At 40.9% G+C, this 24,786-nt stretch carries 27 protein-coding genes; 16 read left to right on the plus strand and 11 right to left on the minus strand.

Features of this window, described 5'->3' with window-relative positions:
• Window positions 1-270: 270 nt before the first annotated feature.
• The 3 genes from MTF66_RS15450 to prlC all read right to left on the minus strand — a co-directional run bounded on the left by MTF66_RS15450 (window position 271) and on the right by prlC (window position 4,484).
• Window positions 271-1,026, minus strand: coding sequence for a class I SAM-dependent methyltransferase (locus MTF66_RS15450; protein ID WP_008115552.1), 756 nt, complete (start codon window positions 1,024-1,026; stop codon window positions 271-273).
• Between the two features lie 65 nt (window positions 1,027-1,091).
• Window positions 1,092-2,270, minus strand: a complete 1,179-nt coding sequence (locus MTF66_RS15455) for a PleD family two-component system response regulator (protein ID WP_138623846.1) — start codon at window positions 2,268-2,270, stop codon at window positions 1,092-1,094.
• 162 nt (window positions 2,271-2,432) lie between these two features.
• Window positions 2,433-4,484, minus strand: coding sequence for an oligopeptidase A (gene prlC, locus MTF66_RS15460; RefSeq protein WP_248527625.1), 2,052 nt, complete (start codon window positions 4,482-4,484; stop codon window positions 2,433-2,435).
• A gap of 230 nt (window positions 4,485-4,714) precedes the next feature.
• Here prlC and gorA point away from each other — a divergent pair, with 230 nt between their 5' ends.
• A complete protein-coding gene (gene gorA, locus MTF66_RS15465) occupies window positions 4,715-6,076 on the plus strand; it encodes a glutathione-disulfide reductase (protein WP_036981238.1) in 1,362 nt (453 codons plus the stop codon).
• 135 nt (window positions 6,077-6,211) lie between these two features.
• Here the strand turns inward: gorA and zapE are convergent, their stop codons facing one another.
• Window positions 6,212-7,300: a cell division protein ZapE gene (zapE, locus tag MTF66_RS15470; RefSeq protein WP_248527626.1), complete on the minus strand. Its 1,089-nt coding sequence runs from the start codon at window positions 7,298-7,300 to the stop codon at window positions 6,212-6,214.
• Window positions 7,301-7,421: 121 nt separating this feature from the next.
• On the opposite strand from zapE, the gene MTF66_RS15475 reads away from it, so the two are divergent.
• The 3 genes from MTF66_RS15475 to MTF66_RS15485 all read left to right on the plus strand — a co-directional run bounded on the left by MTF66_RS15475 (window position 7,422) and on the right by MTF66_RS15485 (window position 10,501).
• Window positions 7,422-7,856 carry a YhcB family protein gene (locus MTF66_RS15475; RefSeq protein WP_075170488.1) on the plus strand — a complete coding sequence of 145 codons (435 nt, stop codon included), beginning with the start codon at window positions 7,422-7,424 and terminating at the stop codon, window positions 7,854-7,856.
• A gap of 122 nt (window positions 7,857-7,978) precedes the next feature.
• The gene (locus tag MTF66_RS15480) at window positions 7,979-9,331 is read left to right on the plus strand and encodes a Do family serine endopeptidase (RefSeq protein ID WP_054202364.1); all 1,353 of its coding nucleotides are present in this window, start codon (window positions 7,979-7,981) and stop codon (window positions 9,329-9,331) included.
• An 87-nt stretch (window positions 9,332-9,418) separates the two neighbouring features.
• A complete protein-coding gene (locus MTF66_RS15485; protein WP_055013341.1) occupies window positions 9,419-10,501 on the plus strand; it encodes a trypsin-like peptidase domain-containing protein in 1,083 nt (360 codons plus the stop codon).
• A gap of 91 nt (window positions 10,502-10,592) precedes the next feature.
• On the opposite strand, the gene murA is transcribed toward MTF66_RS15485, so the two are convergent.
• From murA to MTF66_RS15520, 7 genes are read right to left on the minus strand one after another with little or no spacing between them, the layout of a single operon-like run.
• Complete coding sequence (murA, locus tag MTF66_RS15490; protein WP_055013340.1) at window positions 10,593-11,852, minus strand: UDP-N-acetylglucosamine 1-carboxyvinyltransferase; 1,260 nt, start codon at window positions 11,850-11,852, stop codon at window positions 10,593-10,595.
• A gap of 14 nt (window positions 11,853-11,866) precedes the next feature.
• Window positions 11,867-12,124: a BolA family protein gene (locus tag MTF66_RS15495; protein WP_007378312.1), complete on the minus strand. Its 258-nt coding sequence runs from the start codon at window positions 12,122-12,124 to the stop codon at window positions 11,867-11,869.
• Between the two features lie 5 nt (window positions 12,125-12,129).
• Window positions 12,130-12,423 carry a lipid asymmetry maintenance protein MlaB gene (locus MTF66_RS15500; RefSeq protein ID WP_010390575.1) on the minus strand — a complete coding sequence of 98 codons (294 nt, stop codon included), beginning with the start codon at window positions 12,421-12,423 and terminating at the stop codon, window positions 12,130-12,132.
• Entirely contained in the window at window positions 12,416-13,096 is a 681-nt protein-coding gene (locus tag MTF66_RS15505) for a phospholipid-binding protein MlaC (RefSeq protein WP_010390574.1), read from the minus strand. Before MTF66_RS15505 ends, MTF66_RS15500 begins: the two co-directional genes overlap by 8 nt.
• Window positions 13,097-13,101: 5 nt before the next feature.
• Window positions 13,102-13,650, minus strand: a complete 549-nt coding sequence (gene mlaD, locus MTF66_RS15510; protein ID WP_008115537.1) for an outer membrane lipid asymmetry maintenance protein MlaD — start codon at window positions 13,648-13,650, stop codon at window positions 13,102-13,104.
• Window positions 13,651-13,664: 14 nt separating this feature from the next.
• Window positions 13,665-14,444 (minus strand): lipid asymmetry maintenance ABC transporter permease subunit MlaE, encoded by a 780-nt coding sequence (mlaE, locus tag MTF66_RS15515; RefSeq protein ID WP_075170492.1) that lies wholly within the window; start codon window positions 14,442-14,444, stop codon window positions 13,665-13,667.
• Window positions 14,444-15,259, minus strand: coding sequence for an ATP-binding cassette domain-containing protein (locus MTF66_RS15520; RefSeq protein WP_248527627.1), 816 nt, complete (start codon window positions 15,257-15,259; stop codon window positions 14,444-14,446). The genes mlaE and MTF66_RS15520 overlap by 1 nt, the downstream gene beginning before the upstream one ends.
• 265 nt (window positions 15,260-15,524) lie before the next feature.
• Here MTF66_RS15520 and MTF66_RS15525 point away from each other — a divergent pair, with 265 nt between their 5' ends.
• The 12 genes from MTF66_RS15525 (at window position 15,525) to mgtE (ending at window position 24,779) form a co-directional block, all read left to right on the plus strand.
• Window positions 15,525-16,493, plus strand: coding sequence for a calcium/sodium antiporter (locus tag MTF66_RS15525; RefSeq protein ID WP_248527628.1), 969 nt, complete (start codon window positions 15,525-15,527; stop codon window positions 16,491-16,493).
• 3 nt (window positions 16,494-16,496) lie between these two features.
• A complete protein-coding gene (locus MTF66_RS15530) occupies window positions 16,497-17,468 on the plus strand; it encodes a KpsF/GutQ family sugar-phosphate isomerase (RefSeq protein WP_109875415.1) in 972 nt (323 codons plus the stop codon).
• On the plus strand, window positions 17,469-18,020 hold the full coding sequence (kdsC, locus tag MTF66_RS15535; protein ID WP_109875416.1) for a 3-deoxy-manno-octulosonate-8-phosphatase KdsC: 552 nt from the start codon (window positions 17,469-17,471) through the stop codon (window positions 18,018-18,020).
• Window positions 18,017-18,571, plus strand: a complete 555-nt coding sequence (gene lptC / locus MTF66_RS15540; protein WP_248527629.1) for an LPS export ABC transporter periplasmic protein LptC — start codon at window positions 18,017-18,019, stop codon at window positions 18,569-18,571. The genes kdsC and lptC overlap by 4 nt, the downstream gene beginning before the upstream one ends.
• Window positions 18,561-19,100 carry a lipopolysaccharide transport periplasmic protein LptA gene (lptA, locus tag MTF66_RS15545; protein ID WP_010390566.1) on the plus strand — a complete coding sequence of 180 codons (540 nt, stop codon included), beginning with the start codon at window positions 18,561-18,563 and terminating at the stop codon, window positions 19,098-19,100. The genes lptC and lptA overlap by 11 nt, the downstream gene beginning before the upstream one ends.
• Window positions 19,097-19,822, plus strand: a complete 726-nt coding sequence (gene lptB, locus MTF66_RS15550) for an LPS export ABC transporter ATP-binding protein (RefSeq protein WP_010390565.1) — start codon at window positions 19,097-19,099, stop codon at window positions 19,820-19,822. Before lptA ends, lptB begins: the two co-directional genes overlap by 4 nt.
• 69 nt (window positions 19,823-19,891) lie before the next feature.
• The gene (locus MTF66_RS15555; protein WP_016900280.1) at window positions 19,892-21,391 is read left to right on the plus strand and encodes an RNA polymerase factor sigma-54; all 1,500 of its coding nucleotides are present in this window, start codon (window positions 19,892-19,894) and stop codon (window positions 21,389-21,391) included.
• A 26-nt stretch (window positions 21,392-21,417) separates the two neighbouring features.
• Window positions 21,418-21,705, plus strand: a complete 288-nt coding sequence (gene hpf, locus MTF66_RS15560) for a ribosome hibernation promoting factor (RefSeq protein WP_010390562.1) — start codon at window positions 21,418-21,420, stop codon at window positions 21,703-21,705.
• 4 nt (window positions 21,706-21,709) lie between these two features.
• Window positions 21,710-22,162 (plus strand): PTS IIA-like nitrogen regulatory protein PtsN, encoded by a 453-nt coding sequence (gene ptsN, locus MTF66_RS15565; protein ID WP_010390560.1) that lies wholly within the window; start codon window positions 21,710-21,712, stop codon window positions 22,160-22,162.
• Window positions 22,163-22,181: 19 nt separating this feature from the next.
• Window positions 22,182-23,024 (plus strand): RNase adapter RapZ, encoded by an 843-nt coding sequence (rapZ, locus tag MTF66_RS15570; RefSeq protein ID WP_010390558.1) that lies wholly within the window; start codon window positions 22,182-22,184, stop codon window positions 23,022-23,024.
• A 17-nt stretch (window positions 23,025-23,041) separates the two neighbouring features.
• Entirely contained in the window at window positions 23,042-23,314 is a 273-nt protein-coding gene (locus tag MTF66_RS15575; protein WP_008115514.1) for an HPr family phosphocarrier protein, read from the plus strand.
• A 106-nt stretch (window positions 23,315-23,420) separates the two neighbouring features.
• Window positions 23,421-24,779, plus strand: coding sequence for a magnesium transporter (gene mgtE, locus MTF66_RS15580; protein ID WP_008115512.1), 1,359 nt, complete (start codon window positions 23,421-23,423; stop codon window positions 24,777-24,779).
• Window positions 24,780-24,786 lie beyond the last annotated feature (7 nt).

The raw sequence follows: 24,786 nt of genomic DNA on the forward strand, positions 1-24,786 counted from the left end.
CGGTCAGCGGTCAGCGGTCAGCGGTCAGCGGTCAGCGGTCAGCGGTCAGCGGTCAGCGGTCAGCGGTCAGCGGTCAGCGGTCAGGTAGTAAAATTAAACACCGAGCCTTATGCAAGCCCAGTTTTTATATTATAGGCGAGAGTTTACTCGCGCACTTTCACAACATGTCAAACTACCTGCGCGGCGTAAAGCCCCGCCTACGTTTAACCCAAACACCGTACTTGGCTTAATCTTTTGCTGACAGCTGAAGACTAAAAACGGTTCTTTAACCTAAACCATCGCGGCTTTTACATATACATCAAAGCGGTTCTTCTTGGTTTTGATTTGCATGCTTGGAGTTTTATCATTTAAAAATGGTGCGTAATCGGGGCGTTTAACCACTACACGCTTACTGGCAAGTGGGTAAGCAAACTCGAGTAAATCATCGGCGTCGGTATCGCCACCCACTAACTCTTGGAATACCCGCATTTCTTTTTTAACCAATGCTGATTTTTCACGGTGAGGGAACATTGGATCAAGGTAAACCACATCGGGCATGCTATCACATTGGGCAAGTAAGGTATGGCTTGAGCCAAAGATAAGGCTCATATTTTGCTGCATCCATGGGCCAATTTCACTATCGTTATAAGCACGTTGTAAGCCATCATATAACAGTGCAGCAACCACGGGATGGCGCTCATGTAAAATTACTTTACAGCCTAATGAGGCTAACACAAAACCATCACGCCCAAGGCCTGCTGTGGCATCGAGTACCACTGGCGTTGCGCCCTTGTTAAGACCAACTGCTTTGGCAATTGATTGCCCTTTACCACCACCAAATTTACGCCTATGTGCAACGGCACCAGTTACAAAGTCTACGTTAATAGCACCTAATTTTGGCTCGTCAGTTTTATACAGGCTTAGTCCTTTATCATCGTAATGCAAGCTAAAACCACTGCTTTGCTCTGCCCATTGAGCAAGCCCAAAGCGTGCTTCTAACTCATTTAAATAAGGTCGACACTCTTTAAACGCACACTGTATAACCACTTCACACTCCGATGATAAATTTCACCGTTATTATACCCAAACAAAGCCAATATACGATCTCTAGTTTAAAACAACTCAATATCGTTATTTTCACTCTCAGGTTCTGGCTGCGTTTGTTGTTTACTTAGTTGTGTTTGAGTAATTAAGTCATCACGCTGTTGAGTGGTTGTTTTTAGTTGGTGCTTAATAAAGGCTAAATCATTAGTGGTTGCAACCAGCTGCTGTGATGTATGACTAAGCTGAGTTATTTGCTGATTAAATTGCGAAGCTGGTATCTCGTTGTGTGTTTGCATTAGCGATTGGAGTTGCTCAAGCTGCTCTGTAAGCTGGCTAATTGCACTCGTTTGCATGGCGTTTTGATTTTTAAGCTGGGCAACAATATCTTTAAAAGCAAGGGTTAGCTCATTGTCGCGCATTAGTCGATATTGGTGCTGCTGTATAGTCACTACTTTTTCGTTAGTTACTTCTAAAATATGCGGAAATAAATCTTTATAGCGGCCATAAAGTGATGGCGTATCTACAGGCATATTTTTAATTAATAGTGAAATATTAGGGTAATTAATAATAGTACTATGACCAATATCAACAAAGCGTTCTGCATTTTTATGCTGTATGAGTAGCTCTTGCTCTAATGGGCATACGCCTGTTTCTTGGCTATAAAACATTCCCTGGTTATTTTGCCAAAAAACAACCACGACATTGAGGTGTAATGGAGTAAAAAAACCTAAAAAGTATTCACTTAGTAATTCTAAATTATCGGCATGATAGCTTTGACAAACAAAACGCATAATGCGCCCCATGTCACCGGTTTCAATCATCGCCATTTCAGCTGTTTTATTGGCCTTTGCTATATCATACTGCAGTGTTGCACACTGCTTGCGGTACTGGTAAAGAATTTTAATCCGTGCCATCAGCTCCTGTGCGTTAAAAGGCTTCAAAATGTAGTCAGCCCCGCCAACACTAAACCCTTTAATACGTTCAGCTTGCCCCACTTTGGATGATAAAAACATTACCGGAATATCTGTTGTGGCTTTATTTTGTTTAATAGTTTGGCAAACCTCATAACCAGACATGCCCGGCATTTCAACATCAAGCAAAATAATATCGGGGTTATATTTAATCGCTTGTCTTATGCCATCTTCACCATTTTTGGCGTGGATCACTTTGCAAAACCCAGCTAAAGATTCTTCAATAATATGGTGCATTAATTTATCGTCATCAATTGCCAGTATTAACTTTGCCATGCGTTAGTCCCTTTTAGTACTTTGTTCAAAGCATAGTACGCCATGTTAAAACTACTAAAATTTATTCAAAACATTCTTTAACAGCACTGTGTTTTAGGCAATAAAAAAGCGCCTCTGGGGCGCTTTTGTAATTATATTTTAATCCGCAAAAATCAACAGACCCTAAGCGGCGATGCCGCTGTGGCGCAGTAGTGCATCTACACTTGGCTCACGACCGCGGAAGTTTTTAAACAGTGCCATTGGCTCTTCGCTGCCGCCTTTTTCAAGAATATGCTGCATAAACGCTTGGCCAGTTTGTGGATTAAAAATCCCCTCTTCTTCAAATTTAGAGTAGGCGTCTGCCGAAAGTACTTCAGCCCATTTATACGAGTAATAGCCTGCACTGTAACCGCCCGCAAAAATATGACTAAAGCCATGCTGAAAACGATTAAACGCTGGCGGCTTAATGACTGAGGTACGACTGCGTACATCATCAAGTACAGCTTGAATGTTACATGGTTTGTCTGCCACGTAGTCATGGTGAATTTTAAAATCGAATAACGAGAACTCAAGTTGTCTTAGCATTTGCATACCTGAGTTGTAATTTTTAGCGGCTAATAGTTTATCTAGTAGCTCTTTTGGTAATGGCTCACCGGTTTCGAAGTGGCCTGAAATAAAGCTTAGGGCTTCTTCTTCGTAACACCAGTTTTCTAAAAACTGACTTGGCAATTCAACGGCATCCCATGCCACACCATTAATACCAGCAACAGGCGCTGCATCTACTTGAGTTAACATGTGGTGAATGCCGTGACCAAACTCATGGAACAGTGTGGTTACTTCATTATGGGTAAACAAAGCAGGCTTATCGCCAATCGCTTTATTAAAGTTACACACTAAGTAAGCAACTGGTGTTTGAAGTTCACCATTAGCACGCACTTTACGGCTCATACAGTCATCCATCCACGCACCACCACGCTTGTGGTCACGGGCGTATAAATCTAAGTAGAAACGACCACGTAAAGTATTGTTGCTATCGTAAATTTCAAAAAAGCGCACATCTTTATGATACGTATCGATGTCTTTTTGTTCTTTAACTGTAATACCAAATAAGCGGTTAACGGTTTCGAACAAACCACTAAGCACTTTATCGGCAGGGAAGTATGGACGTAATACTTCATCTGAAATCGCGTATTTTTCTTGCTTTAGCTTTTCGCTATAATAACCAAAGTCCCATGCCTGTAGTTCACTAATACCGTGCTGTTGCTCTGCGTATTGTTGCAACTCTTTAAGCTCTTGCTCTGCTTGTGGCTTAGATTTAGCAGCTAAATCTTCTAAAAATGAAAATACCTGTGCAGGTGATTCTGCCATTTTTGTAGCTAACGATTTTTCGGCGTAATTATTAAAGCCTAGTAATTGTGCTAACTCATGACGCAGTGCCAGTTCTTCACTCATAATCGCTGAGTTATCAAACTCTCCTGCATTTGGACCTTGATCGGATGCACGAGTAGAAAACGCGGTGTATGTTTCTTTGCGAAGTTCACGGTCGTCTGCGTAAGTCATTATAGGTAAGTAAGAAGGGAAATCGAGAGTGAATACCCAGCCTTCTAAGTCTTTACTTTTTGCTGTATCGGCCGCTAATGCCAGTGCTGACTCTGGTAAACCCGCTAGTTGGCTTTCATCGGTAATATGCTTATGCCATGCAAGCGTGGCATCCATCACATTATTACCAAATTTTGAAGCAAGCTCTGATAAACGCGCACTAATTTCACCGTAGCGTTTTTGCTGCTCAGGATTTAGTGCAATGCCTGAAAGCTTAAAGTCACGCAATGCGTTGGTAACGGTTTTTTGCTGAGCGGTAGTGAGTGTTTTAAATTCATCGCTATTATAAAGCGCGCTGTAAGCCTCATATAAGCCTTGATGTTGGCCAACAAAAGTAGAATATTCAGAAATAAGCGGTAAACACTGCTCATAAGCTTCGCGAAGTTCATCGTTGTTCATCACCGAGTTTAAATGTGATACCGGTGAAAATAATCGCGATAGTTTATCGTCAGCTTCTTCAAGGGGTAATACTAAATCATTCCAGGTGTATGATTGCTTTGCTAATACATCATCAATTGCACTGCGACAGTGCTCAATACCTTTTTTTAGTGCCGGGACAACATGCTCTGGCTTTATTTTTGAAAAAGGCGGTAAACCTTCAAGCCCGATTAGGGGATTTGTTTGTGCATTGCTCATAGTCATTCTCAGTTTGTGCAAATATAAAAATGAAGTTGGGGCAAAATACGTAAATACAAGGGGAAGTGTTCAGCTCTTAGCTTAATATACGCTCTACTGCTGATACCTTGATCTTAACTAGCTTGGTTTTCGTTTGATGGTAGAGATTTTAGCAGCCCCGAACAAGTGACTTGTTCATCGCATATGATATTATCGGTAAAACATCGTTAAACACATTTAGAGGATTAAACATGGCTCAGCATTTTGATTACATTGCAATTGGTGGCGGTAGTGGTGGTATTGCATCAGCTAACCGTGCAGCAATGCGTGGCGCAAAAGTAGCATTAATTGAAGCTAAACACATGGGTGGCACCTGCGTAAACGTAGGGTGTGTTCCTAAAAAAGTAATGTGGCATGGCGCTCAAGTTGCTGAAGCAATTAATCTTTATGCTCCTGATTACGGTTTTGATGTTGAAGTTAAAGGCTTTGATTGGTCAAAACTAGTAGAAAGCCGTGAAGCCTATATTGGCCGTATTCACAAAGGCTATGATAATGGTTTAGCTAAAAATGGCGTAACTGTGATCAAAGGTTTTGCAAAGTTTGTTGATAGTAAAACCGTTGAAGTAAATGGCGAACACTATACTGCCGATCACATTTTAGTTGCCGTAGGCGGACGCCCTACGATTCCTAATATTCCAGGTGCTGAACACGGTATTGATTCAAACGGTTTTTTTGAGCTGAACGAACAACCTAAACGTGTTGCTGTTGTTGGTGCCGGTTATATTGCCGTAGAAATTGCCGGTGTGCTGCACAGCTTAGGTACACAAACTCACTTATTTGTTCGTAAGAGCAAGCCACTGCGTACCTTTGACCCATACATTATCGACACACTGGTTGATATTATGGCAAAAGAAGGCCCAACACTGCACACTGAGTGTTCACCAAAAGAAGTGGTAAAAGAGGCTGATGGCAGCTTAACGATTCATTTTGAGAATGGTTACAGCGAAAATGTTGATCAGGTTATTTGGGCTATAGGCCGCACGCCAACAACCGATAAAATTAACCTTGCTGCAGCAGGCGTAGAAGTAAACGAAAGCGGTTATGTAAAAGTAGATGAATACCAAAACACCACAGCTGAAAATGTATACGCTGTGGGTGATATTATCGAAAATGGTATTGAGCTTACACCGGTTGCTGTTAAAGCGGGTCGTACTCTATCGGAGCGTTTATTTAATAAAGAATTGCCGAACGATTTAAAAATGGACTACAGCCTAGTACCAACCGTAGTATTTAGCCACCCACCTATCGGCACAATTGGTTTAACTGAGCAAGAAGCGATTTCTCAGTACGGCGGCGAAAATGTCAAAGTATATAAATCAAGCTTTGCGGCTATGTATACCGCAGTTACTCAGCACCGCCAAGCCTGTAATATGATGTTAGTGTGTGCAGGCGATGATGAAAAAGTTGTGGGCTTACACGGTATTGGTTTTACCGTTGATGAAATGATTCAGGGTTTTGCAGTCGCCATGAAAATGGGCGCGACTAAGGCCGATTTTGATGCGGTTGTCGCACTACACCCAACCGGGTCGGAAGAGTTTGTTACTATGAGATAAGCTCGAGGTTCGAGGTTCGAGGTTCGAGGTTCGAGAAAATAAAAAACCTTGCGGTTAACATCGCAAGGTTTTTTTATTTAGAAGTTAGATATTTTGCTCGAGACCCGCAGCCCGTCGCCCGCTAACCTTCGTATTTTAAGCTAAATGCTCTCGGGCTAAATACTCTAGCGATTGCATTTCTTGTAAGCGACTAATACAGCGTTTAAATTCAAAGTTTAAATTGCCTTGTGTATAGAGCTCGGTAATCGGTTTTTCTGCAGAGATAATTAACGTTACATTACGCTCATAAAATTCATCTACTAACGCAATAAAGCGCCTTGCTGCGTCATCATTATTTTGCCCTAGCTGTTTTACATTAGATAAAATCACCGTGTTATATAATCGGCTTATTTCCATGTAATCAACTTGGCTACGGGCAGTTTCACACAGTTCGCTAAATTCAAACATAACGATGCAGTCAGATACTTTGCGAGTGTTGATCATCCGCCCTTCTATTTCTATTGGGGTATCTAGTTTACCGACTTCAGGCGAGAGCTTGTCAAAATATTCGAATAGGTTTTTATCGGCTTGTTCATCAAGCGGGCTATGAAAAATTTCTGCTTGCTCAAGAGTACGTAATCGGTAATCAATGCCTGAATCTACATTAACTATTTCAGTATGCTTATTCACTAAGGCAATAGCTGGTAAAAAACGGGCACGCTGTAAACCATTGCGGTATAAGTCGTCAGGTATAATATTTGACGTGGCAACCAGTACAATACCGCGAGCGAATAATGCTTCCATTAAACCACCGAGCAACATAGCGTCGGTAATGTCTTGAACAAAAAATTCATCAAAACAAATTATGTCTGTTTCTGCTTTGAAAATATCGGCTACTGTTTCTAAAGGGTTGGCAGTGTTATTTAACTTTTTAAGTTCATCGTGTACTCGGTGCATAAAGCGGTGAAAATGCACTCGCATTTTTCTATCACCCGGTAACGCTTCATAAAAAGTATCAACAAGGTAAGTTTTACCACGGCCTACACCACCCCAAAAGTATAAACCTTTAATTGGAGCTGGCTCTGCTTTATTAAAAAGCTTTGCAAAAAAACCTTTAGATTGTGGTCTTGCTTGTGTTAAATCGTCGTATAAACGCTGTAAATGACGAACTGCATTTTCTTGTGCTGCGTCATGTACAAAGTCATCGCGTTGAAGGTCTTGCTGGTATGTTTGCCAAGGAGTCATATCTATTTACAGTTAAAACACAGTTTAATTTGTAAAGCATATTAACACGCATCAATACTCAGGGTATATTAGACTTAGTAGCATTTTAATTTTTTAGTTATTTTCGCATAGAGGTGAATTTATGGGTACATTTACATGGGTAGGATTAGTGGTAGTAGTTGCTATTGCTGCATTTTTCGTTGGTGCCTTTGTCACTAAAAAACAGTTTAAACAAGATGAATTAGAGCAACAAGCAGAGCAAGCTAAGCATTCGCTTGAGCAGTATCGCCAAGATGTTGCCGACCATTTGGCGAATACTGGTAAGTTAGTAAACAAAATGAAAGAAAACTACGATCAGTTATTAAGTCATGTTGAAGAAACCAATCAACTGTTACTTGAAGACAGAAATAAAGCCCCTGCTGAACCGTTTTTCTCAAAAGAAACCACAGAGCAATTACAAGCATCATTAAAAGAACGTAGTTCAGATCGCTCAAACGCCGATGCTCAACCAGCTGATTATGTGTCGGGTAAGTCAGGTTTATTTGCAGGTGATGAGAATACTTCTAAAGCATCTTGATGAACTTTTTTTTGACCCCATAGTCTTTAGATATAACAGCTTTGTTGTTTTATCTTACTGATATACTTTTTTGAGGCTGCTTATTGCAGCCTTTTGCTTTTTAAGTGGAGTAAACCCTGACTATGAAAATGAAATTATCACTTATCAGTGCTGCTATTTTATCTACTAGCTTATTATTAAGTCCAACCGCCTCGTTTGCTAAGTTGCCGGTTGCCGTTAATGGTCAACAATTACCAACACTTGCCCCTATGCTTGAGCAAATCACGCCAGGTGTAGTGAGTATTCAGGTTTCAGGCTCTAAAGAAGTGCGTCGACGTGGTGACCCACTAGATTTCTTTTTTGGCAACCCGCAGCCACGTAGCCAAAAGCGACAGTTTAGTGGTTTAGGCTCTGGAGTTATTATTGATGCCGACAAAGGCTATGTGGTTACCAACAACCATGTAGTTCAAGATGCCGAAAAAATGGTGGTTACCCTCGAAGATGGTCGCGAATATGATGCAACAAAAATTGGCAGCGATAAAGAATCTGATATTGCGCTACTACAAATAGACGCAGATGAATTAACCGCGGTAAAACTTGCTAACTCAGATGACTTACGCGTAGGTGATTTTGCTGTAGCTATTGGTAACCCTTTTGGTTTAAGCCACACCGTTACCTCAGGTATTGTTAGCGCACTAGGCCGTAGTGGTTTAAATATTGAAGGCTACGAAGATTTCATTCAAACCGATGCCGCGATTAACCAAGGCAACTCAGGTGGCGCTTTAGTTAATTTAAACGGTGAGTTAATTGGTATTAATACCGCTATTTTAGGTGCATCGGGTGGTAATGTGGGGATTGGTTTTGCTATTCCATCAAACATGATGAAAAACCTTGTTGATCAAATTGTAGAGCATGGTGAAGTACGCCGTGGCTCGCTAGGTATTTCAGGCCGCCCTCTTGATGCAGGCCTTGCCAAAGCACAGCAGCTTGATGTTAAACAAGGTGCTTACGTTATGCAGGTACTCGATGATACAGCTGCCAGCAAAGCCGGTATTAAAGCAGGCGATGTGATTATTAGCATTAATGGCAGTGAAATTAGTGGCTTCCATGAACTACGAAGCAAAATTGCCACCTTAGGTGAAGGCCGTGAAGTACAGCTAGGAATTTATCGTGATGGTAAAGTTAAAAACGTTGAAGTTACCCTGGATGGCGCATCAGGAATTACAGCTGCAGGTGAAGAATTACACCCAGCATTCCAAGGTGCAACACTTGAAAACGTGAAGAAAAACAAAATGAAAGGCATTGAGGTAACCTCTGTCGATCCTCGTTCACCATCAGCACGGGTTGGCCTTGAAGAAGGCGATGTTATTGTGCAAGTAAACCGTCAACGGGTAGAAAGCATTCGCGATATGAACCAAATTATCGACGATATTCAAGGTAATATTGTGTTAGGTGTTAAACGCGGACGCGAGTCTATCTTTGTATTAATTCAGTAATAATACAATAAAAGTAACAGCGGCACTTGCCGCTGTTATTTTTTTTGTGCCATCATAAAGGGATTGCTCACTAACAATAAGAATACCGTGCTAAAACTTCTAAAATTTGTACTTCCTCCTTTGTTTGCCGGTTTAGGCATAGCTTTTTTAGTGGTTTTTTTCAGCCCTAACATGCGTACCGCATTACTACCTAATGTTCCCCTGCCCAGTGCAATGACCGCCAGCCATTTGAGCTTTTCTGATGCGGTTAAACGCGCAGCACCATCGGTTGTTACTATTTTTTCAGAGAGTATTTCTAAAGAGCCACGCTACAAGCGCCAAAATACTGTGCAAGAGCTCGGATCTGGTGTGATCATGTCACCCGATGGCTATATATTGACAAACTATCATGTGATCAATAATGCTGATCAAATACTGGTCATTCTTACCGATGGCAGACGTTTTTTCGATGTACAACTTATTGGCTTTGATACCATTACCGATTTAGCATTATTAAAAATAAATGCCAACCACCTCCCTGTTATTCCTGTTAATGACAACTACACCTCGAACGTAGGCGATTTGGTGTTAGCAATCGGGAATCCATTAAATTTAGGGCAAACAATTACTCAGGGGATCATTAGCGCTACTGGTAAGCAAAAAATTACCGACAGTCCTTACAATAACTTATTGCAAATGGATGCCGCTATTAATGTGGGTAATTCGGGAGGAGCGCTGGTAAATTCTAATGGCGATTTAGTAGGGATCACCTCAGCCCAATTTAAAACCCGTGAGAACTTAAACATTCAGGGAATATTTTTTGCCGTACCTTACACCCTTGCTAAAGAAGTTATGGGTAAACTTATTCGCCATGGACGGGTTGTACGGGGTTACTTGGGCTTTGAAGGCACAGCAGTAGATAGTACAGGCAAAGAGGTCAATGATAGCTTAACGCCTGTCGCAGGCATGCGTATTACCAATCTCGACCCTCTAGGTCCTGCATGGCAGGCGGGTATAGAAGAGCAAGACATTGTGATTAAAATTGCAGGGCTTTCAGTGGCTAATCCACAAAATGTATTAAAAAAGATAGGCAGTACCGAGCCAGGTAAAGAAATTGAGTTTGAGCTATACCGTAACGGTAAAATACAAAAAATAATGGTGAAAGTAGCCGAGCTCGAAACCAAGCTATAAAGCGCTTGTTTACCCTTTGACATCAGGCATAAAAAAACGCGATATATCATCGCGTTTTTTATGCGTTAGAATAATAATTGTATTAATATAACTAATTGCTTTTGCGTTTGATGTTAGCACCTAACGCACTGAGTTTGTCTTCAATACGCTGATAACCTCTATCTACATGATAAATACGATCAACAACCGTTTCACCTTGGGCCACAATCCCCGTTAAAATAAGGCTCGCTGATGCTCGTAAATCGGTTGCCATAACCTGCGCACCCGATAAGCTTTGTGTTTCACCACAAAAAGCCGTATTGCCTTCAAGACGAATATTAGCGCCCATACGCTGTAGCTCAGGTACATGCATAAAACGATTTTCAAAAATAGTTTCGGTAATGGTCGCACTGCCGTTAGCCACTACATTTAAAGCGGTAAATTGAGCTTGCATGTCGGTTGGAAAACCTGGGTGCGGCATAGTTTTAATATTAACCGCTTTAAGCTCTCGGCCTCGCATATCAAGATAAATACTATCCTCATGCACTTCTAGTAACGCATTGGTTGCACGCAGTTTTTCAATTACCGGCTCAAGTGAATGAAAGTCGGTCATTTTACATAGTACTTCGCCACCGGCCATCGCGGCGGCAACTAAGAAGGTACCGGTTTCAATACGATCCGGCAATATGCGGTGCTCACAACCTGATAAACGCTCAACCCCTTCAATCTCAATACGGCTAGAACCTGCACCAGTAATTTTAGCGCCCATTGCAATTAAGCAATTAGCTAAATCAATGATTTCGGGCTCGCGCGCTGCATTTTCTAAAACAGTTTTGCCATCTGCAAGCGTTGCCGCCATGAGTAAGTTTTCGGTAGCACCGACACTGATCATTTCCATGAAAATTTCAGCGCCTTTTAAGCGTCCATCTACTTTGGCATTAATATAACCATTTTCCACAGTTATTTGCGCGCCCATGCGCTCTAAACCTTGAATATGAATATCAACTGGGCGTGCACCAATAGCACAGCCACCAGGCAAAGATACTTGAGCCTCACCAAAGCGAGCCACTAAAGGCCCAAGTGCGAGCACTGATGCGCGCATTTGCTTTACTAATTCATAAGGCGCTAACGTACTATTTACCGTTGCACCATCAATAATAAGTGAATCACCTTGCCACTGAACATCAGCGCCTAAGGTTTTTAATAAGGCTTCAGTAGTTATAATATCGCGAAGGCGCGGTACATTAGTAAAGGTACTTTTGCCCTCGGGCAATAAGGCTGCAAATAAAATAGGCAGTGCCGCATTTTTAGCGCCAGAAATAGTTACTTCACCAGCCAGTGAAGTGCCACCTTGAATTACAAATTGATCCATCTAAGGGGCCCTATTTATTGCGGTAAAATGAATTTTTGCTCACGTTTCCACTCAGTCGGAGTAAAAGCGCGGATAGAAACAGCATGAATGGTGCCATCTGAAATAGTGTTCATTAATGGGCCATACACTAACTGTTGCTTTTTAACACGACTTAATCCGTCAAAGCATTCACCAACCGCAATTACTTCATAATGACTACCATTGGCTTTTACATGTACTTCAGCTAACTGAAGTTCGTCGCGTAATAATGTTTCGACTTGACTCGTTTCCATAACTCTCACTCAAATAGGGTTGTAACCTGACCCAACTGCATAAGGTTTTGCAGTTGTTCAGGTGGGTTTTGCAATTCAAGGCGAATACCTTGCTGCTTAAATTCTGTAAAAGAGTGAATTAACCAAGCTAAGCCGGCTGTGTCAACCCTTGTGACCTCAGTTAGGTCAAAATAAAGGGTTTTATGCTTAGTTTGTCGCTTAGTGTTCAGAAGCCGTTCATTGCCAATTGAGTTATGAGTCAATTCACCAGTAACTCGTAAATGCTGCTCATCAACTTGGCTGATTGCCAATTTACTCATTTGTATCGCTGCCTCTAAACTGAACCGGTAGCTTACTTTTTTGCTCTAATAGGCCGCTAACATGGTCAATACCTTGTTGACGTAAAATACCCTGAAGTTCACTTTGTTTTGCATCAAGTAAACTAATACCTTCAGCAATCATGTCGTAAGCGCGCCACTCACCGCTTCGGTCTTCACGTACTTTAAAATCAATTTTTATATCAGGTTTACCCGCTTCAACAATTTTGGTTTTTACCACCACCACGTCTTTACCTTTAAACGGTTGCTCGGCAGCAAATTCAACTTGTTGATTAGTGTATTGGGTAAATACACCGGCATAGGTGGCAACTAAGTACTCTCTAAATGCACCAATAAAACGCTGAATATCTTCAATTGCTTTTGCTTTTTCTGCCTTGTCGGTAATTGCGCGTACCTTAGACACTTCGCTACCTAACACTCTTAGTGCCGCATATTTGTAGTCAATGTACGGCATTAACTCTTCTTCAACAATAACACGTAAATGTTCTTTATCTTTTACTATTAATGGTTGATCTTGGGTAATTCGTGCAAAGGTATTGTCAGCAACTTGGCGTACCATTTTATTAGGATCAGTTAATTTTACTTCTGCTGCTTGCACGCTTTGTAATAGCATTAAACTTACTAGCGCAATACTTACTAAAAATGTTTTCAACATAATAATTACTCACTACCTTGGTTGAATAAGAACTGGCCAATTAATTCTTCAAGTACCAATGCCGATTTGGTATCAGTAATTGAATCGCCACTTGCTAATGCTTTGCTTTGCACCCCAAATAAATCATCAATAGCTTGGTCTTGTGCACTGTTTGCAACATCTTCGCCTAAACAACGTTGTTTAGCTGAATCTGAAGCGATCACAGGGTTAATACCTAAATATTGCTCACCTAAAATACCCGAGGTTAAAATTGAGATAGAGCTGGTATCTGAAAAACGACATAAATACTGCGCATCAATACTCATGTTCACCACAGGTAAAAACTCTTGCGGGTGTACATAAATTGACTCGACACGACCAATAACAACTCCCCCTACTTTAATAGGCGCGCGAGTTTTTAATGAGCCTATATTTTCAAACTTGGCGTTTAATGTGTAGGTTTCACCTGAGCCGCTAATACCTGAATTGGCCACTTTAAGCGCTAGCATTGAAAATGCCAAGATACCCAGTGCGACAAAAAAACCAACTAAAATTTCTAATTTCCGTGAATTCATTATTTAATACCCTATTAGCTAGTAAACATTACCGCTGTCAAAATAAAGTCAAAACCTAATACCGCCAGTGATGAATGCACCACTGTTTCTGTTGTTGCCTTGCTGATCCCTTCTGATGTAGGAACACAGTCATACCCTTTATAAAGCGCAATCCAAGTGACAACAATCGCAAATACGATACTTTTAATTAAACCGTTTAGTATATCTTTTTCAAACGACACCTGAGCTTGCATTATTGACCAAAAGCTTCCGGTATCAACGCCTAGCCAATCAACACCGACTAAGTGAGCACCAATAATAGCGACCGCTGAAAAAATTAACGCCAATAACGGCATACTAATCAAGCCAGCCCAAAATCGCGGCGCAATAATACGCCTAAGCGGGTCAATAGCCATCATCTCTAGCGACGATAACTGCTCGGTGGCTTTCATTAAGCCGATTTCAGCGGTTAACGCACTGCCTGCTCTGCCTGCAAATAATAACGCAGTAACTACCGGTCCAAGCTCACGTAACAAGCTAAGCGCTACTAACGGGCCTAGGCTATCTTCTGCACCATAATCAACTAAAACGGTATAACCTTGCAGCGCTAGAACCATGCCGATAAACAATCCTGACACCACAATGATCAATAATGACTGTGAGCCAACCATGTAGAGTTGGCGCACCAGCAGAGGCGTACCTTTTTTTAAATTGGGTAAATGCCATAACGCACTTGCTAGCATGTGGGTTGAACGCCCAAGTGCAGCAAAACGACCCAGTGTTTTATGGCCTATTTTTTGTAGTAAATCCAACATTACTGCGGCTCTCCTAACAGTTCATCTGCATAGGTTTGTGCTGGATAATGAAATGGTACAGGCCCATCTGATAACCCTTTCAAAAATTGTTGCACAAGTGGTGATTCGTGCTGACGCATTTCATCTGGCGTGCCGCTTCCAATCACACCTTGATCGGCAATAATAATAACGTGGTCTGCAATGCTCATTACTTCAGTCACATCATGTGTAACAATTAAAGAAGATAAACCAAGTACTTCATTTAATGACTTAATCAGCTTAACCAATACTCCCATTGAAATGGGATCTTGTCCTGCAAAAGGCTCATCATACATAATCAGTTCAGGATCAAGCGCTATAGAGCGAGCCAAGGCTGCACGACGTGCCATACCACCAGATAACTCTGAAGGCATTAAATCTTTAGCACCACGTAAGCCAACTGCTTGTAGTTTCATTAAAACCACTAAACGAATTAAATCTTCACTGAGCTGTGTGTGCTCGCGGATAGGAAATGCGATATTATCGAACACCGACATATCGGTAAATAATGCACCGCTTTGAAATAACATACTCATACGTTTACGTGTCGCGTAGAGCTCTTTACGGGACATGGCAACTATGCTGTCGTTTTTAAATAAAATATCACCGGAGTCGGGTTTGAGCTGGCCACCAATTAAGCGCAGCATCGTGGTTTTGCCAATTCCGCTTGGCCCCATAATGGCAGTAATTTTACCTTCTGGGACATCAAAGCTCATATTTTTGTATATGACCCTATCGCCTCTAGAAAAGGTAACATCCTTGACTTCTACTATTGATTGCGACAAGTCGCTCTCCATAACAATACTCTCTCATATTTCTATTTTAAGGGTTTTTTGGTCAAGATGGAAAAAACAATTCGTAAGATTTTGTAATAGCCACGTAAAAACAGCTATAAGACTGCGACAAATTGGCTTAACCGATGCTTAAACAAGCAAATCAACACAGTAAATAATTATTTTAATAACCGCCTAATGTATTACAGCTTACTCTTTTACTTATACTTTTATGGTGGCTTTTGTTACTATTCGCGCTATCTGAATTTACACTAGCTGGCTTATCACAATGGTTACCTCGTTTGTCATTTTAATTCTCGGTTTTGCGGCTCTCGTATGGAGTGCAGACAGGTTTGTTTATGGTGCGGCTGCACTGGCTAAAAACTTTGGCGTACCAACATTAATTGTAGGTTTAACCGTGGTAGCTATGGGCTCATCGGCCCCTGAAATGATGGTATCCGCTTCAGCTGCTTTGGCAAATAAAACCGATACAGCCGTAGGTAATGCAGTTGGTTCAAACATCACTAACATATTATTAGTATTAGGTATTACAGCACTTTTAAGACCGCTTTCAGTCTCTTCAAGTACATTAAGACGTGAAATTCCACTGGTATTACTGGTGTCTATCGCCACTTGGTATATTTTTTCAGATAACTACTTTTCATTTTTTGAAGGCGCAGCCTTACTTTTTGGCTTTATTACTTTTATTGGTGGACTTATTTTTGTATCACTGCGAGCAAAAAACCAAGACGACCCCTTTGTTAGCGAAGCCTGTGATGAAGTACCTGATAATGTCCCAACCAAAAAAGCCGTTTTTTGGTTAGTCGTCGGAATGATTTTACTTCCTGTTAGCTCACACTTTTTAGTTGGCTCAGCCGTTGATATTGCAAAATATTTTGGCTTAAGTGACTTAGTAATTGGTTTAACCATAATAGCCATAGGCACCAGCTTACCTGAACTTGCAGCTTCCATTGCGGGTGTTCTTAAAAATGAAGATGATCTAGCACTGGGTAACATTGTTGGCTCAAATATTTTTAATATTCTCGCGGTGTTACCGCTGGCAGGATTAATTAACCCATCAGTTATTGACGCATCAGTAGCTAACCGTGATGTTTTAATTATGATCGGTGCAACCTTGGCACTTATTGCTATGTCATTGAACTTTAGAGGTCAAAGACGTATCAATAGACTAGAAGGTGGCGTACTCATCGTCGCATTTATGATTTACCAAGGTTATATTTTTAGTCAAGTAGGGTGATCCATGGCAACGCTAAATTTTATTCAACAAGGCTTGCGCGTCCTTGATATAGAACGTCAAGCACTCAGCGATATCGCACAATACGTTAATGAAAGCTTTGATCAAGCGTGCCAATTAATGTACGACTGCTCAGGCCGTATTATTGTTATTGGTATGGGTAAGTCGGGCCATATCGGTAATAAAATAGCAGCCACTTTAGCGAGTACTGGTAGCCCCGCATTTTTTGTACATCCTGGTGAAGCGAGTCATGGCGATTTAGGTATGATTACATCAAATGATGTGGTTATGCTTATATCTAACTCTGGCGAAACCAGTGAAGTGCTTAATATTATTCCGGTATTAAAACGCATTGGCGCAAAAATGATTGCTATGACAGGCAACGAAACGTCAACCATGGCAACATTGGCAAATGTGCATGTGTGTATTAAAGTTGAACAAGAAGCCTGCTCATTAGGCTTAGCGCCAACAGCAAGTACCACAGCAACACTCGCTATGGGCGATGCTATGGCGGTAGCATTATTAGAAGCCCGTGGTTTTACCGCTGATGATTTTGCACTGTCGCATCCAGGTGGCAGTTTAGGCAAACGCTTACTCTTAACCTTAAAAGATGTAATGCACAGCGGTATTCACACGCCTATTATTAATGAAACGCAAACCATTAAAGACGCCTTAATTGAAATGTCAGCCAAAGGGCTTGGCATGACCGCTATTATAAATAGTAATCAGCAATTATCGGGGTTGTTTACCGATGGTGATTTACGCCGTATTTTAGAGCAACGTATTGATATACACAGCACAGAAATTAATGTTGTGATGACAAAGTCATGTACAACAGCCACACAAGACATGCTCGCGGCTGAAGCACTGAACATTATGGAACAAAAACGTATTAATGGTTTAATTGTGATTAATAAGCATAATCACCCTATTGGCGCACTAAATATGCAAGACTTACTAAAAGCGGGAGTGCTATAAATGCAGTTTGAAGATCTTTATCAGCCGTTAAGTGATGATGCAAAAGTGCGCGCAAAAAAAATAAAATTATTAATTTGCGATATTGATGGTGTATTTTCTGATGGACGTATTTATCTTGGCAACCAAGGTGAAGAGCTCAAAGCATTTAATACCAAAGACGGGTTTGGCATTAAAGCCCTTATTAATAGTGGTTTTGAAGTTGCTGTGATCACAGGTCGTCACTCAAAAATAGTTCAACAACGTATGAGCAATTTAACCGTACAGCATATATACCAAGGCCAAGAAAACAAACTCATTGCCTATCAAGAATTAAAACAAAAATTAGCGCTAAGCGATGAGCAAATAGCTTACATTGGTGACGATGGCCCTGACATGCCAGTGATGGAAAAAGTCGGGTTTGCAGTAGCCGTAAACGACGCCCACCCACTGATAAAACGTTTATCGCATTATGTCACTCAGCTGCCAGGCGGCTTTGGTGCAGTAAGAGAGTTAACAGATTTACTGATGCTTGAAAACAATAAGCCACTTACTAGCCAAGGAACCAGTTCATGAATGTAGCTCGCATTATACTGAGCATCTTATTCATAAGCTGTATGGTTTGGCTTTGGTATCCTTATTTTTCTCAGGTAGATATTATTGCGGATGAACAAGCTCAAACTATTGCTAAGCCTGATTACACTGCGATTGAGCTAAAACAAACCGCTTATAATGAGCAAGGTAAAATAAGCCACAAAGTAACTGCGGTAAAAATGGAGTTATACCAACAACTTGGTTTTACCTTTTTTGAAAAACCTATATTTACTTTATACAACGAGCAGCAAACATGGCGTATTAACGCTGATGAGGCCACCCTCTACGACGATCGTCAACTCGTATTAGAGGGCAATGTAAAAGCGCTAAATTTAGCCGATAACGCCATGATCGATACGATCACAGCCGATAGCATCAATGTAGATATAAAACTACTCACTATGCAGTCAGAGCAGCCTGTCGTTATTACAGGACCTAATTTAAAAATCACAGGTAAAGGCCTTGAGGCCGATTTAAAAACCGAAGTGATTAAACTTATTAACCATACGCGAACCCTATATTATGACCAATAACCTATTTAAAATTCTAATTGTTCCTTCATTATTGATTGCATTTCATAGCCATGCAGAGGAAACCACTGAAGCTCCTGCGGCTAATCAAATCTCAATTAGTGCTGACAGGCAGGAAGGTCAATTAAAAGAAAACGTGGGCATTTTTGAGAAAAATGTTGAAATTATTCATGGTAATCGCCGTATCACAGCTGACCGTTTAGAAGTGCATAAACGCGATGACTTAGGCGATAACAAGCAATTATTAATTGCCACAGGCAGCCCTGCATATTTTGAAGAAACACAAGCAGATGGCACCATCATGAGTGCCAGTGCGAATGAAGTGCGTTACGATGTTTCGCAACGTTTTTTAACCTTAATCGGCGATGCCAGTATTGCTCAAGCAGGTCAAAAAATAACTGCCAAAAGTATCACCTACGATATAGAGCAGCAGTTAATTAGCGCAGAAAAAGACGAAAACTCAACAGACCGTGTACACACTATTTTAGTGCCTGTTGAAAACAAAAAAGAAGACGATAAAGGCCAACCATGAGCACATTAAAAGCAGAGCTACTAGCAAAAAGCTATAAAGGCCGTGAAGTGGTGAAAAACGTTGGTCTAGAAGTTGAAGCAGGCAGCATTGTCGGCTTACTTGGCCCCAATGGCGCAGGTAAAACCACGACCTTTTACATGATTGTAGGCCTTGTACCGAGCGATAAAGGTAAAATATCAATCGATGATCAAGATATCACTTTATTACCAATGCACAGCCGAGCTCGCCTAGGGATAGGATATTTACCACAAGAATCATCTATTTTTAGAAAGCTGACGGTTTATCAAAACTTAATGGCTATATTAGAAACACGTAAAGGGCTCAATAAGCAACAACGTGAAGATACCTTAAATAATTTACTTGATGAATTTAGTATTCAGCATATTCGTGACAGCCAAGGTATGGCTCTGTCAGGTGGTGAGCGTCGCCGTGTTGAAATTGCGCGAGCATTAGCAGCAAATCCTAAATTTATACTACTAGACGAACCCTTTGCAGGGGTTGATCCTATCTCTGTATTAGATATTAAAAAGATTATAGAGCACCTTAAAAACCGAGGAATTGGCGTATTGATCACAGATCACAACGTCCGCGAAACACTTGATGTTTGTGAAAAAGCCTACATAGTTTCTCATGGGGAGTTAATTGCATCAGGCACTCCAGAATATGTATTAAACGATAAAACAGTACGCGATGTTTATTTGGGCGAGCAGTTCAAGCTCTAATATGTGTGTTATTCCACTAAGCATCTGCTAAGATTAATCATACTAATTTAAAAGGATTGTTAGAGATAAATGAGGCAATCATTACAGCTGCGCATGGGCCAGCAACTTACAATGACTCCACAGTTGCAACAAGCAATTCGCTTATTGCAGCTCAGTACATTGGATCTCCAGCAAGAAATTCAAGAAGCACTCGATAGTAATCCCTTACTTGAAGTTGAAGAGCAAGATTACAGTGAAGATGCTGCGGGTAAAAACGAACAAAAAGCCGATACCGATGAATCAATGCTAAGTGCTTCAGCTGACGAAAAACCTAGCGAATATGAGCAAGATAGCGGCGAAGCCATGACCAAAGACACCATTAGCGATGATATGGCAATGGATGTTACATGGGATGAATACATGAGCGCAGCACCGGCCTCTTCCTCGGGACCAATGCCTGAAGATGAATCAATTTATCAAGGCTCTTCAACTGAAACACTGCATGAATATTTAATGTGGCAATTGCAACTGACGCCATTTAGCCCAACAGATGAAGCCATCGCGATTGCAATCGTAGAAGCTGTGGACGATTCAGGTATTTTAACCCTTAGCTGTGAAGAAATATTAGAAAGTTTTAATCAAGAAAACGACATAGAAGATGAAGTTGAACTTGATGAAATAGAAGCCGTTTTAAAGCGTATTCAGTTATTTGATCCGGTAGGAATAGCCGCGCGTAGTTTACAAGAGTGTTTGTGTATTCAACTAAATCAGTTTGACCAAGACACGCCTTTTTTAAACGAAACAAAAATGATCTTAACCGATCACATTGACTTACTGGCTGCGCGTGATTATCGCACGTTAATGAAAAAAACTAAGCTCAAAGAAGATGAGCTTAAAGAAGTCATGACGTTAATTCACACGCTTAGCCCAAAACCCGCTGACACTATTGTTAGAGAAGAGTCTGAGTACGTTATTCCTGATGTGTCGGTTAAAAAAGTGAAAGGCCGTTGGGTGGTTGAACTAAACCCAGATAGCATGCCTAAAATTAGGGTAAACAGCCAATATGCAGCTATGTCGCGTACGGTTAAATCAAGCGGCGATAGCCAGTTTATTCGCTCACACTTACAAGAAGCTAAATGGTTTATAAAAAGCTTAGAAAGTAGAAACGACACACTGCTTAAAGTAACTAACTGTATTGTGCAGCAACAACAGGCCTTTTTTGAACATGGTCCTGAGGCGATGAAGCCTATGGTTCTTAATGACGTGGCCGAAATGGTAGAAATGCACGAATCGACTATTTCACGTGTTACTACGCAAAAATACATGCACACACCACGCGGTATTTTTGAGCTTAAATATTTCTTTTCAAGCCATGTAAGCACTGAAAATGGTGGCGAATGTTCATCTACAGCAATACGCGCATTAATTAAAAAATTAATCGCTGCAGAAAACTCAGCTAAACCATTGAGTGATAGTAAAATTGCAGATATATTGGCTGAGCAAGGAATTAAAGTAGCAAGGAGAACTATTGCAAAGTATCGCGAATCTCTAGCTATTCCCCCGTCAAATCAACGTAAAAGTTTGATTTAAGGCGTACAACAAAGAGGAAAATGTTTATGCAACTGAATTTAACTGGTCGCCATGTAGATATTACCGACTCGCTTAGAGACTACGTAAATAGTAAATTTTCGAAGTTACAGAGGCACACTGATCACATAACGAATGTGCACGTTATTCTCGATGTAGAAAAACTAAACCAAAAAGCCGAAGCAACCGTTCATGTTAGTGGCGCTGAGATTTTTGCTTCCACTGAACATCAAGATATGTATGCTGCTATAGACTCGCTGATTGACAAGCTAGATCGTCAAGTAATTAAACACAAAGAGAAACTTGCTCGACACTAACACTATGAAACTAAGCTCACTTATCTGTCAGGACTGCAGTAAAGCTGCGGTCCTTTTTAATAGTAAAAAAAGAATTTTAGAATTTATCAGTGAATTGGCTCACAATAAACTGCCCTATTTAACACAACAAGATATTCTTAACGCGTTAACCGCCAGAGAAAAACTAGGGAGTACAGGTATAGGTCGAGGAATTGCAATTCCTCATGGTCGTATGAGTGGTGTACAAGAGCCTCTTGCACTTATATTAGTGAGCGAAACGGCTATTAATTTTGATGCGATAGATAACAGACCGGTCGACATTTTTGTTGCCTTAATTGTACCTGATGGTGACAATAAGCAGCATTTAAAAACCTTAGCCACGATAGCAGAAAAGCTCAACGATAAAGAATTTTGTAAGCAATTACGAGCGGCAAAATCCGACAATGAGCTGTATCAAGTAATTGTAAGTCAACCGTAGTAACAATTAAGGGTGATAAATGGAATTAATAATTATAAGTGGTCGCTCAGGTTCTGGTAAATCTGTTGCGCTGCGTGTTGTTGAGGATTTAGGTTATTATTGTGTAGATAATATTCCTTTAAATTTATTGCCATCTCTTGTTCGTAGTGTTTCCGACAGCTACAACAAAATAGCCGTAAGTGTTGATGTGCGTAATTTACCTAAAGAGCAGCAACAGTTTAATGAAATCATTGAATATTTACCTGGTTTCACTAAGCCAACGGTGTTTTATTTAGACAGTGACGATCAAACCTTAATTAAACGTTTTTCAGAAACACGGCGTCTTCATCCTCTTTCGATTGATTCACTGCCACTTGATTTAGCAATAAAAAAAGAAAAACAACTCCTTGATGTACTCATTAACCGTGCCGATTATATGATTGATACTACGGATTTAAGTGTGCATCAGCTGGCTGAATCTATTCGTGAAAAAATACTCGGTAAAAAAGACAAACAACTGATCATTACCTTTGAGTCATTTGGTTTTAAGCACGGTATACCCAAAGAAGCAGATTATGTATTTGACGCTCGCTTTTTACCAAACCCGCATTGGGAGCCTGAACTTAAGCCACTCACAGGGTTAGATCAACCAGTAAAAGACTACCTAGCCAGCCACAGCATAGTACAAAAATTTACATGGCAAATTCAAACATTCGTGCAAACATGGCTGCCTCATTTAGAAAGAAATAACCGCAGCTATTTGACCATAGCTATAGGCTGTACCGGAGGGCAACACCGCTCAGTTTATTTAGCGCAAACTATAGGTGAAAGCTTTGCAATGAGTCATCCTAATGTAAAAATTCGCCATCGAGAACAAGAATAAAGCTTGAGAGAATATTAATGCGGTTAGAAAACACATTTTTAATAAAAAACAAGTTAGGCCTGCATGCCAGAGCGGCCACTGTACTGGCACAGCTTTCTGTGCAATTTGATGCCTCAATCACGTTATTTCAAGACGATAAACAAGCCGCTGGCGACAGTGTATTAGCACTTATGTTACTCGAAAGCAGTCAAGGCAAAGAAGTTAAGGTAGTATGTGAAGGCCCTGACGCAGAGCCTGCACTTAATGCAATTGGTGAGCTTATTGACCAACGATTTAATGAGCAAGAGTAATCCTGCTTATAAGCTAAGGTTAATAGTGGTTGAGGTAGTTTACTGATATAAAGTAAGATAAAGCGATACCCCATCATCGTGTAATAAAATTTAATTAAGGACGCCAATGCCTGAAGCTTTAGAACAAGATATTCCACTACAACAACTAAAACAGGTGACTAAGTCACTAAATAGTGGTCAATTTGTTCAAGTTAGGCGCATGCTAGCAAAAACGGCACCTTGTGATACCGCACTTCTTTTAGAATCATCTCCCCATAAAATTCGTCGTATGCTCTGGCAACTGGTTGATCCTGATGTACAGGGTGATGTACTTGAAGAGCTCTCTGAAGACGTACGTTTGGGCATTATTGCGCAAATGGCACCTGAGCACATTGCTGCTGCAACAGAAGACATGGGCCATGATGATTTAGGGGAAGTACTACGTAGCCTACCAGACACCGTATATAAAGACGTTGTTAGCGCTATGGATATTCAAGATAGAGAGCGTGCAACACAAGCTCTATCTTACCAAGAGCGCTCTGCTGGCGCCTTGATGAATATCGATACCGTAACTATTCGCCCTGATGTAACTCTAGATGTTGTACTACGTTATATTCGCTTACGCGGTGAACTGCCAGAGGGCACCGATGACTTATACGTTGTAGATAAACATAACTGTTTTTTAGGCGCCTTATCGCTAAGCACTTTATTAACTAATCCCCCTGAAAAAATTGTTCAGGATTTAATGGATGAAGAGTGTGAATCAATTCCTATTTCAATGGATGAAAGCGAAGTAGCGCAACTATTTGAACGGCATAACTGGATATCGGCACCAGTTGTCGATGACAACGCGCATTTGCTTGGTCGTATTACTATTGATGATATCGTTGATGTTATCCGTGAAGATGCAGAGCATAGCTTATTAAGCTTAGCGGGTCTTGATGATGAAGAAGATACCTTTGCGCCGGTCTTAAAAAGCTCTAAAAAGCGCTCAATTTGGCTAGGTGTAAACTTACTAACTGCATTGCTGGCTGCAATTGTGGCGAGCTTTTTCGAAAACACCTTAGCTATATTACCAATTCTTGCTGTGCTCAATGGCATTGTCCCGTCAATGGGTGGGGTTGCAGGCAGCCAAACCTTAACTTTGGTTATTCGCGGTATCGCGGTGGGTCATATCAACCAAACTAACCAACGTTTTTTATTATTAAAAGAACTCGCTATCGGCGCGATTAACGGTATGGTTTGGTCTATCCTAATTGCCGGTGTCGTTGCGCTTTGGCAATGGGATTTCAAACTCGGTGGTGTTTTAGCGTTTGCTATGTTTATGAATTTAGTTGCAGCAGGTATTGCGGGTGCTAGTATCCCACTATTGCTTAAAAAAATGAAAATAGATCCAGCACTGGCAGGCAGTGTGGTACTAACCACAGTAACTGATATTGTTGGTATATTTGCCTTTTTAGGCACTGCAACTTGGTTATTGATTTAGGCTCTAA

The sequence above is a fragment of the Pseudoalteromonas sp. 2CM39R genome, from assembly GCF_023161845.1.

What these genes read in the sequence shown, in the direction of transcription:
- MTF66_RS15455 (WP_138623846.1), bottom strand. Translation starts at nt 2,270, where the DNA reads ATGGCAAAGTTAATACTGGCAATTGATGACGATAAATTAATGCACCAT.
- prlC (WP_248527625.1), bottom strand. Translation starts at nt 4,484, where the DNA reads ATGAGCAATGCACAAACAAATCCCCTAATCGGGCTTGAAGGTTTACCG.
- gorA (WP_036981238.1), top strand. Translation starts at nt 4,715, where the DNA reads ATGGCTCAGCATTTTGATTACATTGCAATTGGTGGCGGTAGTGGTGGT.
- zapE (WP_248527626.1), bottom strand. Translation starts at nt 7,300, where the DNA reads ATGACTCCTTGGCAAACATACCAGCAAGACCTTCAACGCGATGACTTT.
- MTF66_RS15475 (WP_075170488.1), top strand. Translation starts at nt 7,422, where the DNA reads ATGGGTACATTTACATGGGTAGGATTAGTGGTAGTAGTTGCTATTGCT.
- MTF66_RS15480 (WP_054202364.1), top strand. Translation starts at nt 7,979, where the DNA reads ATGAAAATGAAATTATCACTTATCAGTGCTGCTATTTTATCTACTAGC.
- murA (WP_055013340.1), bottom strand. Translation starts at nt 11,852, where the DNA reads ATGGATCAATTTGTAATTCAAGGTGGCACTTCACTGGCTGGTGAAGTA.
- MTF66_RS15495 (WP_007378312.1), bottom strand. Translation starts at nt 12,124, where the DNA reads ATGGAAACGAGTCAAGTCGAAACATTATTACGCGACGAACTTCAGTTA.
- MTF66_RS15500 (WP_010390575.1), bottom strand. Translation starts at nt 12,423, where the DNA reads ATGAGTAAATTGGCAATCAGCCAAGTTGATGAGCAGCATTTACGAGTT.
- MTF66_RS15505 (WP_010390574.1), bottom strand. Translation starts at nt 13,096, where the DNA reads ATGTTGAAAACATTTTTAGTAAGTATTGCGCTAGTAAGTTTAATGCTA.
- mlaD (WP_008115537.1), bottom strand. Translation starts at nt 13,650, where the DNA reads ATGAATTCACGGAAATTAGAAATTTTAGTTGGTTTTTTTGTCGCACTG.
- mlaE (WP_075170492.1), bottom strand. Translation starts at nt 14,444, where the DNA reads ATGTTGGATTTACTACAAAAAATAGGCCATAAAACACTGGGTCGTTTT.
- MTF66_RS15520 (WP_248527627.1), bottom strand. Translation starts at nt 15,259, where the DNA reads ATGGAGAGCGACTTGTCGCAATCAATAGTAGAAGTCAAGGATGTTACC.
- MTF66_RS15525 (WP_248527628.1), top strand. Translation starts at nt 15,525, where the DNA reads ATGGTTACCTCGTTTGTCATTTTAATTCTCGGTTTTGCGGCTCTCGTA.
- MTF66_RS15530 (WP_109875415.1), top strand. Translation starts at nt 16,497, where the DNA reads ATGGCAACGCTAAATTTTATTCAACAAGGCTTGCGCGTCCTTGATATA.
- kdsC (WP_109875416.1), top strand. Translation starts at nt 17,469, where the DNA reads ATGCAGTTTGAAGATCTTTATCAGCCGTTAAGTGATGATGCAAAAGTG.
- lptC (WP_248527629.1), top strand. Translation starts at nt 18,017, where the DNA reads ATGAATGTAGCTCGCATTATACTGAGCATCTTATTCATAAGCTGTATG.
- lptA (WP_010390566.1), top strand. Translation starts at nt 18,561, where the DNA reads ATGACCAATAACCTATTTAAAATTCTAATTGTTCCTTCATTATTGATT.
- lptB (WP_010390565.1), top strand. Translation starts at nt 19,097, where the DNA reads ATGAGCACATTAAAAGCAGAGCTACTAGCAAAAAGCTATAAAGGCCGT.
- MTF66_RS15555 (WP_016900280.1), top strand. Translation starts at nt 19,892, where the DNA reads ATGAGGCAATCATTACAGCTGCGCATGGGCCAGCAACTTACAATGACT.
- hpf (WP_010390562.1), top strand. Translation starts at nt 21,418, where the DNA reads ATGCAACTGAATTTAACTGGTCGCCATGTAGATATTACCGACTCGCTT.
- ptsN (WP_010390560.1), top strand. Translation starts at nt 21,710, where the DNA reads ATGAAACTAAGCTCACTTATCTGTCAGGACTGCAGTAAAGCTGCGGTC.
- rapZ (WP_010390558.1), top strand. Translation starts at nt 22,182, where the DNA reads ATGGAATTAATAATTATAAGTGGTCGCTCAGGTTCTGGTAAATCTGTT.
- MTF66_RS15575 (WP_008115514.1), top strand. Translation starts at nt 23,042, where the DNA reads ATGCGGTTAGAAAACACATTTTTAATAAAAAACAAGTTAGGCCTGCAT.
- mgtE (WP_008115512.1), top strand. Translation starts at nt 23,421, where the DNA reads ATGCCTGAAGCTTTAGAACAAGATATTCCACTACAACAACTAAAACAG.